The sequence below is a fragment of the Nostoc sp. NMS2 genome (assembly GCF_017115105.1).
Lineage (GTDB): Bacteria > Cyanobacteriota > Cyanobacteriia > Cyanobacteriales > Nostocaceae > Nostoc.
On the sequence record NZ_JABXKH010000159.1, the window covers coordinates 37,913 to 51,922 of the forward strand.

12 protein-coding genes are annotated in these 14,010 nt (G+C 41.9%); 8 read left to right on the top strand and 4 right to left on the bottom strand.

Annotation, left to right across the window (positions count from 1 at the left end; translation table 11 throughout):
• Positions 1-165: 165 nt before the first annotated feature.
• A complete protein-coding gene (locus tag HWQ36_RS28830; RefSeq protein ID WP_292709217.1) occupies positions 166-342 on the bottom strand; it encodes a hypothetical protein in 177 nt (58 codons plus the stop codon).
• 29 nt (positions 343-371) lie between these two features.
• Between HWQ36_RS28830 and HWQ36_RS28835 the strand changes: the two genes are divergently transcribed.
• Positions 372-1,112 (top strand): SIMPL domain-containing protein, encoded by a 741-nt coding sequence (locus HWQ36_RS28835; RefSeq protein WP_292709218.1) that lies wholly within the window; start codon positions 372-374, stop codon positions 1,110-1,112.
• A gap of 111 nt (positions 1,113-1,223) precedes the next feature.
• On the opposite strand, the gene HWQ36_RS28840 is transcribed toward HWQ36_RS28835, so the two are convergent.
• The gene (locus HWQ36_RS28840) at positions 1,224-1,586 is read right to left on the bottom strand and encodes a single-stranded DNA-binding protein (protein WP_174711502.1); all 363 of its coding nucleotides are present in this window, start codon (positions 1,584-1,586) and stop codon (positions 1,224-1,226) included.
• A 363-nt stretch (positions 1,587-1,949) separates the two neighbouring features.
• Here HWQ36_RS28840 and HWQ36_RS28845 point away from each other — a divergent pair, with 363 nt between their 5' ends.
• The 3 genes from HWQ36_RS28845 (at position 1,950) to mreD (ending at position 4,509) form a co-directional block, all read left to right on the top strand.
• Positions 1,950-2,957 carry a rod shape-determining protein gene (locus HWQ36_RS28845; RefSeq protein ID WP_041565291.1) on the top strand — a complete coding sequence of 336 codons (1,008 nt, stop codon included), beginning with the start codon at positions 1,950-1,952 and terminating at the stop codon, positions 2,955-2,957.
• Between the two features lie 99 nt (positions 2,958-3,056).
• Positions 3,057-3,866, top strand: coding sequence for a rod shape-determining protein MreC (gene mreC, locus HWQ36_RS28850; protein WP_292709221.1), 810 nt, complete (start codon positions 3,057-3,059; stop codon positions 3,864-3,866).
• 25 nt (positions 3,867-3,891) lie between these two features.
• On the top strand, positions 3,892-4,509 hold the full coding sequence (gene mreD / locus HWQ36_RS28855; RefSeq protein WP_292709223.1) for a rod shape-determining protein MreD: 618 nt from the start codon (positions 3,892-3,894) through the stop codon (positions 4,507-4,509).
• A gap of 804 nt (positions 4,510-5,313) precedes the next feature.
• On the opposite strand, the gene HWQ36_RS28860 is transcribed toward mreD, so the two are convergent.
• Positions 5,314-5,511: a hypothetical protein gene (locus tag HWQ36_RS28860; protein WP_292709224.1), complete on the bottom strand. Its 198-nt coding sequence runs from the start codon at positions 5,509-5,511 to the stop codon at positions 5,314-5,316.
• Positions 5,512-6,458: 947 nt separating this feature from the next.
• Between HWQ36_RS28860 and sds the strand changes: the two genes are divergently transcribed.
• Entirely contained in the window at positions 6,459-7,430 is a 972-nt protein-coding gene (gene sds, locus HWQ36_RS28865; protein ID WP_292709226.1) for a solanesyl diphosphate synthase, read from the top strand.
• 291 nt (positions 7,431-7,721) lie between these two features.
• Here the strand turns inward: sds and HWQ36_RS28870 are convergent, their stop codons facing one another.
• Positions 7,722-8,195 (bottom strand): hypothetical protein, encoded by a 474-nt coding sequence (locus tag HWQ36_RS28870; RefSeq protein ID WP_292709228.1) that lies wholly within the window; start codon positions 8,193-8,195, stop codon positions 7,722-7,724.
• 204 nt (positions 8,196-8,399) lie between these two features.
• Here HWQ36_RS28870 and hetZ point away from each other — a divergent pair, with 204 nt between their 5' ends.
• From hetZ to HWQ36_RS28885, 3 genes are all read left to right on the top strand, one after another.
• Positions 8,400-9,605, top strand: a complete 1,206-nt coding sequence (gene hetZ / locus HWQ36_RS28875) for a heterocyst differentiation protein HetZ (protein WP_292709230.1) — start codon at positions 8,400-8,402, stop codon at positions 9,603-9,605.
• Positions 9,598-10,575, top strand: a complete 978-nt coding sequence (locus HWQ36_RS28880) for a PatU (protein ID WP_292709232.1) — start codon at positions 9,598-9,600, stop codon at positions 10,573-10,575. Before hetZ ends, HWQ36_RS28880 begins: the two co-directional genes overlap by 8 nt.
• 797 nt (positions 10,576-11,372) lie before the next feature.
• The gene (locus tag HWQ36_RS28885; RefSeq protein ID WP_292709234.1) at positions 11,373-13,691 is read left to right on the top strand and encodes a DUF3488 and DUF4129 domain-containing transglutaminase family protein; all 2,319 of its coding nucleotides are present in this window, start codon (positions 11,373-11,375) and stop codon (positions 13,689-13,691) included.
• Positions 13,692-14,010 lie beyond the last annotated feature (319 nt).

Below are 14,010 nucleotides of genomic sequence, written 5' to 3' on the forward strand. Positions count from 1 at the left end.
GTAGAGACGCTATTGGCAGGTTCAAAAACTTCATTTGTCCGATTTATCTACTTAATCAAGGGCTGTCAGAAAACTTCAGAAACCTTGACTACAGACACTCTAGGAAGTCGGAGCAAGTCAAAGTTGGTGAATTAATTTCTGATCGTGACAAAATCTTTAAAAAAGTTAGTGTAATTTTTTAGTTTCAAAAAATGTAACCATTTCAGCTTTTGACGATCGCAGTGTCAAAGTAAGAACATACAAATCGGATCTAGCGATCGCACTTAAGTTGTGAAAAACTTGTGGTGACTGTTGACTTTTAACAGCCACCAGAAGATTGCTAAATACGCTTATTAAAAACATCTGTGGATACTTTGAGGAGTGCAAATCTTATGACTAGAGCCGCTTTACCCGGTTCTCAGTTTCCATCTGGAAACTTGTGGAAAATACTGCCTTTAGCTCTGCTAGTATGTGCAACTTTTGTACTACCGGCATTGGCACAAGAAAAGGATAAATTGTGGCGAACTCTCAGTGTCAGTGGTCGGGGAGTGGAAACAATTCCGACAACCCTGGCACAAGTTAGCTTAGGAGTAGAGATTCAGGGGAAAACAGCACAGGAGTTACAGCAAGAAGCCGCTCGGAGGTCATCGGCTGTAGTTGCGTTCCTCAAAAGCCAAAATGTCGAAAAATTACAAACTACTGGTATCCGACTGAATCCAGTTTACAGCTACACCAATAATGTGCAGAGGATTACAGGCTATGCTGCCAATAACACCGTGAGTTTTCGCATTCCCACCGAGAAAGCTGGTACATTATTGGATGATGCAGTGAAAGCAGGTGCAACGCAAATTAATGGTATTAGTTTTGTTGCGAATGATGAAGCGATCGCAGCTGCTCAAAAACAAGCATTAAAAGAAGCCACACAAGATGCCCAGCAGCAAGCCGATGCTGTTTTCAGTGCCTTGGGTTTCAAATCTAAAGAAATAGTCAGCATTCAAGTTAACAATGCCACCGCGCCTCCACCACCGATGTTTTTACGGGCTGAAGCTGCCAAGGTAGCTGATACTTCCACCCCTGTAATCGGTGGTGAACAGGAAGTAGAAGCATCAGTAACGTTGCAAATTAGTTATTAGTCATTTGTCATTAGTCCTTTGTCATTTGTGAAGGCAAAGGACTAATAATTAAGCCCAATGCCCAATGCCCAATGCCCAATGCCCAATGCCCAATGCCCAATGCCCAATTAATTAAAAATGTTCTGAAGACATATCTCCTGCACCGCCCTCTCCATCACGCTTAGAGCCTAATAATTCCAGTTGGTCTACTCTAATAATTGGTGTAGAACGGTTTGCTCCTGTTTGGCGATCGCTCCATGTGTCAAACTTTAGGGAACCTTTGATGCCAATTAAGCTGCCCTTACGCACATAATTACCTGCTACTTCAGCCGTTTTATCCCATAATTCCAGAGTGAACCAGTCAGGTTCATCACTGTTGCGCGATCGCCTTTTTACCGCTAGTGTCAATCTACACTTAACACTACCAGACTCAAAATATTTTATATCTGGGTCGCCGCCTACACGACCAACAAGGGTGACAATATTGATACTCATACGTGTTACCTTTCAGTACAAGTGTACTTGTGAATTCCGACTTTCATCATAGCGAATTGTGAAACACTTGAAAATAATGTGTTAAACAGTTAACAATATAGTTGACTTGAAAAATTATACATAACTACTTGGAGAAACACATAAAAGTATACGGATATACTAAGCAAACCAGAGAATATCAAAACATAGATGCCTGAGACATAGTAAATATTCCTGGGAATCATATAAAAATATAGTTTAGTTTGCTGAACTCAGGATACAAAGATAATCGAATCCACTCTTACCGTTGTAGACAAGAAGTATCGCACATAGGGGGCTTAGAGAAGCGTGGGTATTTTTAGGAACTTTCGCACATCATGGGATATGGGTATCGACCTTGGTACTGCTAACACCCTGGTTTATGTATCTGGTAAAGGTATTGTACTGCAAGAGCCTTCTGTAGTTGCTATCGATGTCAACGAAAAGGTAGCACTAGCAGTAGGAGAAGAAGCCAAAAAAATGCTCGGCCGCACACCTGGAAATGTGATTGCCCTCCGCCCCTTGCGCGATGGTGTAATTGCTGATTTCGATATAGCCGAGCTAATGCTGAAAAGCTTTATTCAGCGTGTAAATGAAGGTAAATCTCTGATTTTACCCCGAATTGTCATTGGTATTCCCAGTGGTGTCACAGGAGTAGAAAGGCGAGCAGTGATGGATGCAGCCCACCAAGCAGGAGCAAGAAAAGTTTATTTAATCGATGAACCTGTAGCTGCGGCCATTGGTGCAGGACTACCTGTAGCCGAAGCAACTGGTAACATGATCATCGATATTGGTGGTGGGACAACAGAAGTTGCAGTGCTGAGTCTTCAAGGTACTGTGATTAGCGAATCAGTACGCATTGCTGGAGATGAACTGACTGATTCAATCATTCAGTATATTAAGAAAGTTCATAACTTAGTCATTGGTGAACGTACTGCCGAAGACATCAAGATTCGGATGGGTTCTGCCTATCCTACTCATGATGATAATGATGCCATGATGGAAATCCGAGGCTTACACCTGCTTTCTGGCCTACCGCGAACTGTAACCATCAAAGGCCCAGAAATCCGTGAAAGTATGTTGGAACCACTATCAGTAATTATAGAAGCTGTGAAGCGCACACTGGAACGTACACCTCCAGAACTAGCAGCAGACATTATTGATAGAGGGATTATGTTAGCTGGTGGTGGTGCTTTGCTCAAAGGCATAGATACCTTAATTAGTCATGAAACGGGGATTGTGACTCACATTGCCGCCGACCCTCTATGCTGTGTGGTGCTGGGAACAGGTCGGGTGTTAGAAAACTTCAAACAGCTAGAACGAGTTGTCACCGAAAGCTCTCGCAATATGTAGCAAAAAAATATCATACTTGAGTTCTATTTGAGTTCTATTTGGGTTCTATATAAATAGAATCCAAATAGAACTTAATTGTATAAGTAGACTCAGGTATATATGGTTACAATACGGCGCTGGTGGGATCGTAAAGGCTTACAAATCGGGTTGTTAGCTGTAGTAGTTAGTAGTGCTTGGGTATTGCGACAGACTCAAGGTGAATTGGTACTTGAGACATACCAGGCAATTACCCGTCCATTAGAGATGTTGCAGTCAGGGCCAACTCCAGAAGAACGGATTAGAGATGCCCGGATATTGGAATTGCAAACCCGTATAGTAGATTTGGAAAGTCAAAAGACAAAGCTACAAGATTTATTAGGCTATGTGGAAAAAGAGCCACTGGCATCACGTCCAATTCTAGCTAGGGTAGTAGGACGTAGTGCTGACCAGTGGTGGCAACAAGTTACTCTAAATCGCGGTGCGAATGAAGGGATTCAGGAAGGCTTTGTAGTCAAGGCCGATGGCGGATTAGTAGGTTTGGTGGAGAGTGTAACTCCCAATACTAGCCGCGTGTTGTTAATCAGTGACCTCAAGAGTCAAGTTGGTGTATCAGTTAGCCGCACAGCAGCTAAAGGCGTTTTGCGAGGAGATTCTTCTGCCGAAGCTGTGCTGGAGTTTTATGAAAAAGTCCCAAATGTCAAGATAGGAGATTTAGTTTCCACATCTACTTATAGTCAGAAATTTCCATCTGGCTTGGCAGTAGGACGAATCAAGTCGCTGGATTTAAAGAAACTTCCGGCATCAGTGGCGAAAATTGAGCTTTTTCCGCCAATCCGCTCTCTTGATTGGGTAGCAGTTTATCCAAAGCCAGAAAACCAAGAGCCGGAAAACGAAAAGTCGGTAAATCAACTGCCGCAAAAGTCTAAGTAAATCATTCGATAAAATCCATAGAAAAATGAAGATTCCTGCATTTGGTATTAGCAGGCAGAAAAAGCCAAAATCGTCAGAACGAAAATCGAAATTCCGAATCCAGCCGCTTTCTCGTTGGCATCCCGGTGTACGGCAATTGTTTAGTTGGATAGTGACGGCTAGTTCTGTACTGTTATGTTTACTATTATTGCCAACCCGCCTGCCAGGTATGGAATTATTGGGAATTGGCCCTAACTGGCTGTTGATTTGGGTGGTAGCTTGGAGTGTGAAGCGCACGGTATTTGCCGGAGCCTTGGCAGGTATAGTTTTAGGGCTACTTCAAGATTCCATGACAGCACCTAACCCTACTCACGCCATCAGTTTAGGAATCGTGGGAATTTTAACTGGCCTGCTCCAGAAACAGCGTTTTATTGAAGAAGACTTTATTTCGATTGCTGTAATTGTCTTTGTGATGGCAGTTTTGGCAGAAACTATCTTTGGATTGCAATTAACTTTAATAGGGAATCAGCGCAAAGTAACAGATATTTGGACATATTACCAGCGTGTTGCCCTCGCCTCTGCCATTCTTAGTAGTCTGTGGGCACCCGTCGTCTATTATCCCCTCAATCGTTGGTGGCAACGGATGAAATTGTTGGAGCAATAGTTATGATAGGATTTACGTAAAACCACACGCGGTAGAGGCAATTCATGATATTACGCCTACCGCGTGTGGTTTTGGCTATTATTTGCGTAAGTCCTGCAAACCTTTAATTATTTACGCCGGTTTACTTAGGTTGTAAATATTAGGAAACAAAATTCTCCTCTGTAACCTAAATCTTGATGAAATTTGGGCAACCTCTAGCAATATGGATTCAAGCTACATTAAATCAAACAACACCGTATCATAGTAGTTAGTAGCACTTATGTTTGATAGTTTCTTTTTTGCCTTAAAAGAAGATTGGGTAAGTCATCTCCTGATTGACTGATGGCAGAATGTGGAAGCTTTCACTGAATAACCTAGTTGGAGAAAGCTAATGTCGAAAGAAAGAAAAAGTAATAAAGAAGTTAAAAAACCTAAAAAAGATCCCAAAGACAAAAAGGATAAAAACGACCCAAACAAATAGAACGATTTAGACCAAGGGCATTTCTAATGTTTTTTATATTTTTTGGCAGAAAAACCACAGGTTTGGAGCTAGACGAGGTTTATACCAATTCTTTGTGAAACTTTACAGAATCAAGCTAGTGAGGCAAGCGGCAAAATCCCCTTGTCTGCAAGCAACCTCAGATGTAATCAGTATGAGGAGTTAAAAGTTTTGAATTAATAACTCATAATTCCTAACTCCTCAGTAAGTAAGTTGGCGCAAAAAAAACCAAGTATATTACGAAACGTAAATAGGCTTGAAGTCTTTACTAATGACAAATGACAGCCTTTGCCAGTTAGCTTTAATTGCGCCGACCTACTTACCAACTACTGACTATTAACAGCTTCAGTCACCTTTGCCCTTACTGATATCTCCTGCTTGTGTTTTCCTTCGGCAGATGAAGGAAAACTTGTAGGAACAGTCTTTGTACCCGTTCGCTTTGCCAATGCTAATAACAGGTAGACTGTGAACAAATATCCAGACGCTAAAATAAAAATCATCATAGGTATACTTCCGTAAATCATTGTTCTACTAGCACCGTTTCAAACGAATATAAAATTCCATAAAATTAGTAGAACCTCAGCCAACCAAGTACATTCTTGGTTGCTGTAGCTTCCTATGGTAAAACTACCTATAGAGATAAAATTCTCTACGGACAAAGAATTTATTGTCTAATGAGACTTTTTGCAGACCATAGATCCACAGCAGTTAGATTGCTGTTTAGCAATCTAAAACTACGATTCTCAGCGGTCTACTTGATCTGCGTTATTTTTACTCACACTGCTGTGAAAAGAGCAATGCTTGCGCTCAACGTGCGCTGAAGACGTGTAGCGGCTTCCCATAGGGATATAGCATAGCTCCAAACCAGGAGTTTTGCATATCGTAGGAAAAATCAAAGGGATTATTCCCTTAATCTAGGCTACGACTAATTATTTTAGACTCACATCACCGAGCCAGTAAAATCACTTAGTAAGTAACTTACTTTGGAGTGTGAATATCTGAAAAATTTAAAATTCCTATATTTTAGCGTAACACAACGACCCAGAATTTGAAGCCCATTCGACTGCTAAATTTCAAATTTTTTGAATAGCTACACTTCAGTTCTGAAGAAATTTAGTTTTATCCATTGGCAATTTAATTTAGATTTTATCCATTTTGTCAATAAGTAATATTGCTTGAATTTTGCTTTTATCTGTGGCGGTAAACATGTACTGGTGAACTACTTAATATAATTAGATTTAGTATTTGTTCCCCTGTACTGGGAAGTCATGTTTTAAGTTCGTTTAAAACCCGAACTTCTCCAAAATTAAGCATAATTGCTTATTGACAAATGCACTACTAAGTTTAATTATCACCGATAGACTGATGAAAATGGGATTAACTTATGAAAACTTTGCGCTGGCACAGGGTTATCTTAAAATGAGTGTAGGATATGTAAACTTTCGTAACCTAAGTCAGAGTCCGCCCATCCATGACCCCAGCCACCTCCCTGTTTACCCCTGTGGAAGCAGACCTGCGACTACTAGCAGATAACCTAAAACAGCTAGTTGGAAATCGCCACCCCATTCTGTTTGCAGCAGCCGAGCATTTATTCGGTGCTGGGGGAAAGCGTATCAGACCAGCAATTGTCCTGCTAATATCGCGGGCAACCATGTTAGAGCAAGATATTACACCGCGTCATCGCCGCCTAGCTGAGATTACAGAAATGATTCACACAGCAAGCTTGGTACATGACGATGTGGTAGATGAATCAGACGTGCGGCGAGGCGTTCCTACCGTTCATAGTTTGTTCGGTAATCGGATTGCCATATTAGCAGGAGATTTTCTTTTTGCCCAATCATCCTGGTATTTAGCAAACTTGGACAATTTGGAGGTGGTGAAACTCCTCTCAGAAGTCATTATGGATCTGGCTACTGGGGAGATCCAACAGGGACTAAATCGTTTTGATGCTGGTATCTCTATTGAAACTTACCTCCAGAAGAGTTATTACAAAACAGCTTCGTTAATCGCCAACAGTTCTAAAGCTGCTGGCTTACTTAGTGAAGTCTCGCGGGAAACTGTTGAGCATCTGTATAGCTATGGTCGTCATTTTGGTATAGCATTTCAAATTGTTGACGACATTCTAGATTTCACCAGTACAACAGATACCTTGGGTAAACCAGTAGGGTCTGATCTGAAAAGTGGTAATCTAACTGCACCTGTTTTATTTGCTTTAGCCCAAAAACCATCCTTGGAAGTGCTAATTGACCGGGAGTTTGCTCAAGAAGGGGATTTAGAGCAAGCACTAGCACTAATTCAAGATAGTCAAGGCATACAGCAGGCGCGAGAGTTAGCTGCTCACCATGCGAAGTTAGCAATTGAACATCTTGCAGTTCTTCCACCCTCAGAATCTCACCAGGCATTGATTAACATAGCTGAGTACACACTGAGTCGCCTCTATTAAATCAGTTATCAGTTATTAGGTACAAAATGGGGCTTTAGATGCCAAGTTAAACCTACTAGATGTTCTTAGGTGGAGAAATTTGGCTCAGTTGTCAGCTAATTTTTGAAAAATGTTCACTGATAACTGTTTGTTAACCAAATTTAGATTAAGCCGATCGCCTGGTTCTTTAAAGAACTAAAAGGGTAGTAATTGGCATTAATTTCTTTTCATCAAAAACTTTTTTAAAAGAATTTGAGATTTAAAATTTGGGATGTGGGATTGTATCTAAAAAATCCTACATCCCAAATTTTTCTATGCAATATCAGGGGGTATCTGTTTAGGCGATCGCTGCTCTCGCAACCTTTGTTGCATGAGTTTCTCTAGATCGGTTCGCCGAATTTCAACGGTATGAGTGGTCTTACCCGGCGTTTCCAAAAAAAGGATACTATCTACGGGTTCCAATGCCACCAATTGGAACAAAATATGGGTGACAGGAACAATTTTAGCTAGCATTTGAGGGTCAAGCCCAGCAGGGGAAATTAGAGAGACATCCTGTATGGTAGGGAAAGCGTAAATAACGCGCTTTTCCAATCCTGGATTAGCACGATTGCTCAAAGTAGTTAAAACCCAGCTTGCCTCCGAATTTTGGAGAATATAGTACTGGGAGTGACGTAATTTTTGAGCGATCGCTCTAAGGGCAGGAGCAATTGCTGCAATCAGATTTGGTGTTATACCATCGCGGGGTGCATTGTCAATCAGCAATTGAATTTGTGTTTCTAAATCCATAATGACTTGTATACGGCTCCTGGGTAATGGCAATAACATCTATCAAAGTGTGAACAATCCCATCCAAGTTGGGAATAATAAAATCAGCCATATCCTTAATGTAGGATTTGTCTGCGTTTAGCTTATACGTAAAACCAAAAAAGCCAATACCCACAGTCGTACAGGTTGTATTTAAATACTTAGGGTCTTTTGAAAACTGAGACTATGAATTCAGCCGCAACCGCAACTATTCCATCTGCAAATATTCTGGGAGAAAATTCTAAAGGCGTGGAGGTGATCTTTCAACTCCTATCCAAGGAGTTTCAACAATCGACCAAAGCTTCGGAACAGAATTGCCATGATGTAGCAACACGTATTACCACCGAAGTATATCGGATTTGCCATGAGAGCAAACGTATTCAAGCTTCTGGAACTGTAGAAAGCTCGGCGATGACCCTGGCTCGGCATCGGCTACAACAGTGTCTCAGGTACTATCAGTTGGGTTCAAATCGGGGCAGGGTAGAATTACACAGTACTCTGAGTGCAATTGTTTATCGATACATTAATCCGCCTCAGAAGCAATTGAGTTATCAAGGGCGACTGACTATAATTGAAGATTTTTTACAAAGTTTTTATCTGGAAGCATTAAACGCTTTCCGGCGAGAAAATCAACTTGGTGCTACTTATCGCCCTCAGACGCTTCTAGAATTGTCCGAGTACATGGCATTTACCGAGCGCTACGGCAAACGACGCATTCCCTTACCAGGCCGTCAGCAGCAGCTAATTATTCTGCGGGCACAAACTTTTTCTCAACAGCAGCCCCCAGAAACCAGCGTAGATATAGAACAAGCCGCAGAAGGCAGCAATAACGAAGGCGATGGTTCTTGGGAAGAACCAGCAGTGCATCAATTGCGCTCCACAATGGCAACGCAAGCCGAACCCGAACCCGAAGAAGATACCTTGCGTTCCGTTGTGGTTACAGAATTAATGAATTATCTCGAACAACGACAACAATCTGACTGTGCTGATTACTTTTCCCTCCGCCTCCAGGATCTCTCAGCACAAGAAATTGAGTCAATTTTAGGTTTAACCCCTCGTCAGAGAGATTACTTACAGCAGCGCTTCAAGTATCATTTAATTAGGTTTGCTTTATTACACCGTTGGGAATTAGTTCACGAGTGGCTGGAAGCTTCTTTGCACACCAATTTGGGCTTAACTCCCCAGCAATGGCAAGTATACACAGCACAGCTGGACAATAAGCAACGGTCTTTATTAGAGTTGAAGCAACAAGGACAAGCCGATGAAAAAATCGCCAAAACTTTAGGGCTGTCAATGGCACAACTCCAAAAACGATGGTTTAAGATTCTTGAGCAAGCTTGGGAAATTCGTAACTCATTAGTGTCCGGATCAGGTGCATCTACTCATGAATAGTGACTCAGAATCCTCACAATACCAGTATCTCGGTTGGTTATTGACAGATGATGTCAAAAATAACGAGCAATCGGTAGAATGTGAGGAAAATGACGGGGTAAAAAAACTCCTCAATGAAGCCACTGCTTCAAAAAGCAGTGAGCCAAAATTGGGAGAAACGCCCCAGACCCTTCAATTGGGAGAAATTCCTACTGTGCAAGATCGTTTCCAAGCCGTCATTAAACGTCGGTTACAAATCCAAGTCCAAGACCACCCACCTTTGTTTCCCTGGGAAACACAATTAATCGACTATCCCGATTTTGTTGATGAGCCGTCAATGACGCTCGTTCCTACCTGGGGATGGATGGTACAACAGTCGAAGCTGAAACTGCCGTGTCCCTTGCCGGAGAGAGTTTTCCAGCAATTGCTGGAACAGTGTCAAGCATTGGTGACATCTTCAGTCCCACTGGGGGCAAAATTAGTTCAAGTGGTGGAGAACTTTTTTCCCAACGAGTCTCAAGCATTAAACGATATAGCTGGATTGGTGCTAAGAAGCACCTATCGGTCTGTCGGTACTCTGGAGACTATGCCCAATATTCAGAGCGATTACTCAGATTTACAGCCGCGTCAACAGATGGCTTTGTCGTTGCTGGCTGCTAAACAACTGCTGGAAAATTTGACTCTACCACTTTCAGCAAGTAGTCCAGTGGTAGAAAGACAATGGCTAACCACTGTCGGTAATTTGAACATCAGAGTAGAGTATCAGTCTGTAGGTAAACTTACGAAGTTACTTGTTCAGGCTGAATTACCTGTTAAAGGAACTTTGATCCTTCGAGGAAGTGGCACTTTAGCAATGGCAACATCTTCGACTTCGGGATACTTAAGTGTAGAGTTAGGTTGTGAGCAACTTAATCCAACTTATACTCTGGAAGTTGAGTTTCCAGAAATAGACCAACAGCCGCTTTTGTTTGTCATTAATCCCACTGTGTAATCTTAATTGCCACCGCTAGTACGTAATGCCGAATATCTTAAGGTAACTATTCCCTAGTTGTTGCCTTGGGGGTTTTTCAGTCTCTAGATGCTACTAGCAACAGGGTGCTTACTTATACTTAGGCGTGGTTAGAGTTAACCAGTGGGTGTAGACTCACCCTCCATCGCATAAATTGATTGTTCGTGGGTACTCGTCAGTCCACTCGGTTACTAGCAAAGCCTGGGGAACGAGTTAGTTTGTTGTGCTGATTTCGCCTCTATTTTACCAAGCTACCAATTTTTCACAACGAATTTTTTCGATTGTGTTGTTTTTTTATACAAAATTATGTTCACTCTTGGCGTTACAGTTCGCGGTAACGTCATATCATGTTCGCTTGATTACTTATTAAACCCGAAGAACCCCACCCCCAACCCCCTCCCCGCTCTTCGAGAGGGGACTATGATATAGCTCATTGTCGCTATAAAGTCAATTTTTTTTACGAACCGCAGAGGCGCAGAGGACGCAGAGAGAACAAAGAAATGCTTAACTCAAGGCTATTGCGTTATGTACTTCTAAGGGAAAGTAAACTACCTATAGCTGTTCTTTTGGCGTATAGTCTCCGTCAGAAAAAGGGAAGCAAAGATTGATAACAGGATTTTCAAACTTCCGCGAGGAATTTAACTTTTAAAATAGGCGCTAAACCTTGATAGATGAATGAAGACAGGATAAGAAAGCTTCTTCTAACGGGAATACTTTAAAGTAGGGCGAATAGTTTCGTCTTTAACATTGTTTCCGTGAAATTTTCACTTAGACTCGAAATGCTCAACTTATCCAGGATGAATCGGTTTTGGCGTGTCCCTATGGGTAATTTCTGGCGGCAAAATTTGCAGCGATCGCCTTTAATAGAAGTGGAAGATTCAATTTCCTTGCGGGTACTGGTGCTAGCATTGGTTATTTTGGGAATTGGGGCGACGGATATCGCTGCTGAAACTTCATTCAGTTTTTGGGCGTTCCCCCTAAGTGTATTGGGTGCGATTTGGAGTTACTATCGTCGCCGCGATGCCAATGTCGCAGTTAAGTATTGCATCGCTATTGGAATGTTAGTAGCACTGGGTGCTTTCTTTGGGCGGTTAGTGGGAGAGTTGAATGATACGCGGTTGGGTTTGGCGGAGTTATTAATTCAACTCCAGGTGTTGCACAGCTTTGATACACCCCGCCGGAAAAATTTGGGTTATTCGATTGTTATAGGACTAATTTTATTGGGTGTGGCGGCAACGCTAAGTCAGACTTTAGCATTTGCACCTGTATTGCTGTTATTTTTAGCGATCGCTCTGCCAACTTTAGTATTAGATTATCGCTCACGCTTGGGTTTGCAGCCATTAAAAACTCAAAAGGAAAAATTCAACCAGAAGAATTCCTCAACTCTTAATTTTAAATTTTTTACTCTGACTTTTTTACTAATTGTCGCTCTGGGACTGGCAATTTTTGCTGTTTTACCCCGATTTCCTGGCTATAAGTTACGGAATTTTCCTGTAAGTTCTTCTATTCCAGTAAAAGGTAATTTCACAGGACGTGGTATTATTAATCCCGGTTATGTCCGCCAAGGTAAAGGTGATAATCAAGACAGTGGTACGGGACAAAACCAAAGTGGTCAACCAGGTAAGGTAGATAATAACTTTTATTACGGTTTTAATAGCCAAATTAACCAAAATCTGCGCGGTGAGATGAAACCTAAAGTTGTGATGCGGGTGCGATCGCAAGCTGAGGGTTTTTGGCGAGTTCTAGGATTTGACCGTTATACAGGTAAGGGATGGGAAGTTTCCCGTAATGAAGATGTTACAACTCTCAAGCGATCGCCTTGGTCTTACCAAATTTTCCTAAACCCACCTCTGACTACTGCTAAAACCCAAGAAATAGTACAAACTTATACAGTAGTGGCGGATTTGCCTAACCTTATTCCGGCGATGGCTTATCCCAAAGAGATTTACTTTCCGACACCAATAGTCGCGGTTGATACAGAAAATGGATTGCGATCGCCTGTGGAATTATCACAAGGACTCACATACACAGTAATTTCTGAAGTACCATACCGCGATCGCACTTCATTAGGTCAAGCTTCTACTAATTATCCGCAAGATATTAAGAAGCATTATCTGCAAATTCCTCCCGAAATTGCCGAAAAAGTCCGGCAACGTACCAAAGAAATTCTCGCTAATTACAGTCAAGAAGGAGTCACAAAGTCTTCTAAAAGCCTAGATTCAGCCTATGAAAAGACTCTCTACCTAGCTCAATATTTAAAGCAACGCTACTCTCTTCCCCAAAATCCCTTAGATTTGCCTTATTTGGGAGAAAAAGATGACTTAGTAGAAGCTTTTTTATTCAAATATAAAGGCGGTTATCCAGACCACTTCTCAACAGTTCTCACGGTGATGCTACGTTCCATTGGTATCCCAGCGCGGTTAGTGGCTGGGTTTAGTTCAGGAGAATTTAATCCATTTACAGGGCTATATGTTGTCCGTAATACTGACGCTTATGTGATGACGGAAGTATATTTTCCAAAATATGGCTGGTTTGCCTTTGATCCGATTCCCAATCATCCCCTCATACCTCCATCAGTAGAAGATACTCAGACTTTTAGTGTCTTGCGTCAGTTATGGCACTGGGTTGCTGGATGGCTACCATCTCCGGTGACAGGTTTGTTGAATAATATATTTGAGACAATATTTAGGTGGGTGATTAGAGCGATCGCTTGGTTTTTAGCTTTATTTTCTCAAGGTTGGTTTGGTATATTAACTGGCTTAATCTTGGCAACTACAGCAGCTTTCTTCGCTTGGCTGGCTTGGGGTCAGTGGCGAGAGTGGCGCAACCGCCGATGGTTAAAGAAATTGCCAGCAATGGAAAGCCTTTATCAACAAATGCTGCAATGGACAACCCAAAAAGGTTTAGGTAAACATCCAGCACAAACACCTTTAGAGTATGCCAGAGGATCGTACCAGCATCATGCCCCAGCAACTGCTGAGGTAATAGATGAAATTAGCCAAGCCTATGTTGGCTGGCGTTATGGTGGCCATACGCCTAACTTGAAGCAACTACAACAAAGATGGCAAGAACTGAAAAAGGGGACTCGCGATCAATAATAGGTAGGGTTGCGGGGTTTTTATCCTGGGTCATTTGCGCTCTTGGTGGTTAGCTAATTAATATTTCATTATTGCGATCGCACTCTTACACCCCTCCTTAGCAGTCAAAACTCTGGCATAATCAGATATTACTGCACTTTACTTACACATTTCCTACATCGGCGCTACACAGAATTATGATATAATAGTTATTACTGGATGGGTGTTGTACCGCTGTTACCCATTATCGTGTACCGAAGGAGAGCGACGACAGATACACGGACAGTAACAATATTTGCTAGGAATGGTGTGGAGTTTTTGTCGCTTCCTCCACTTAGTT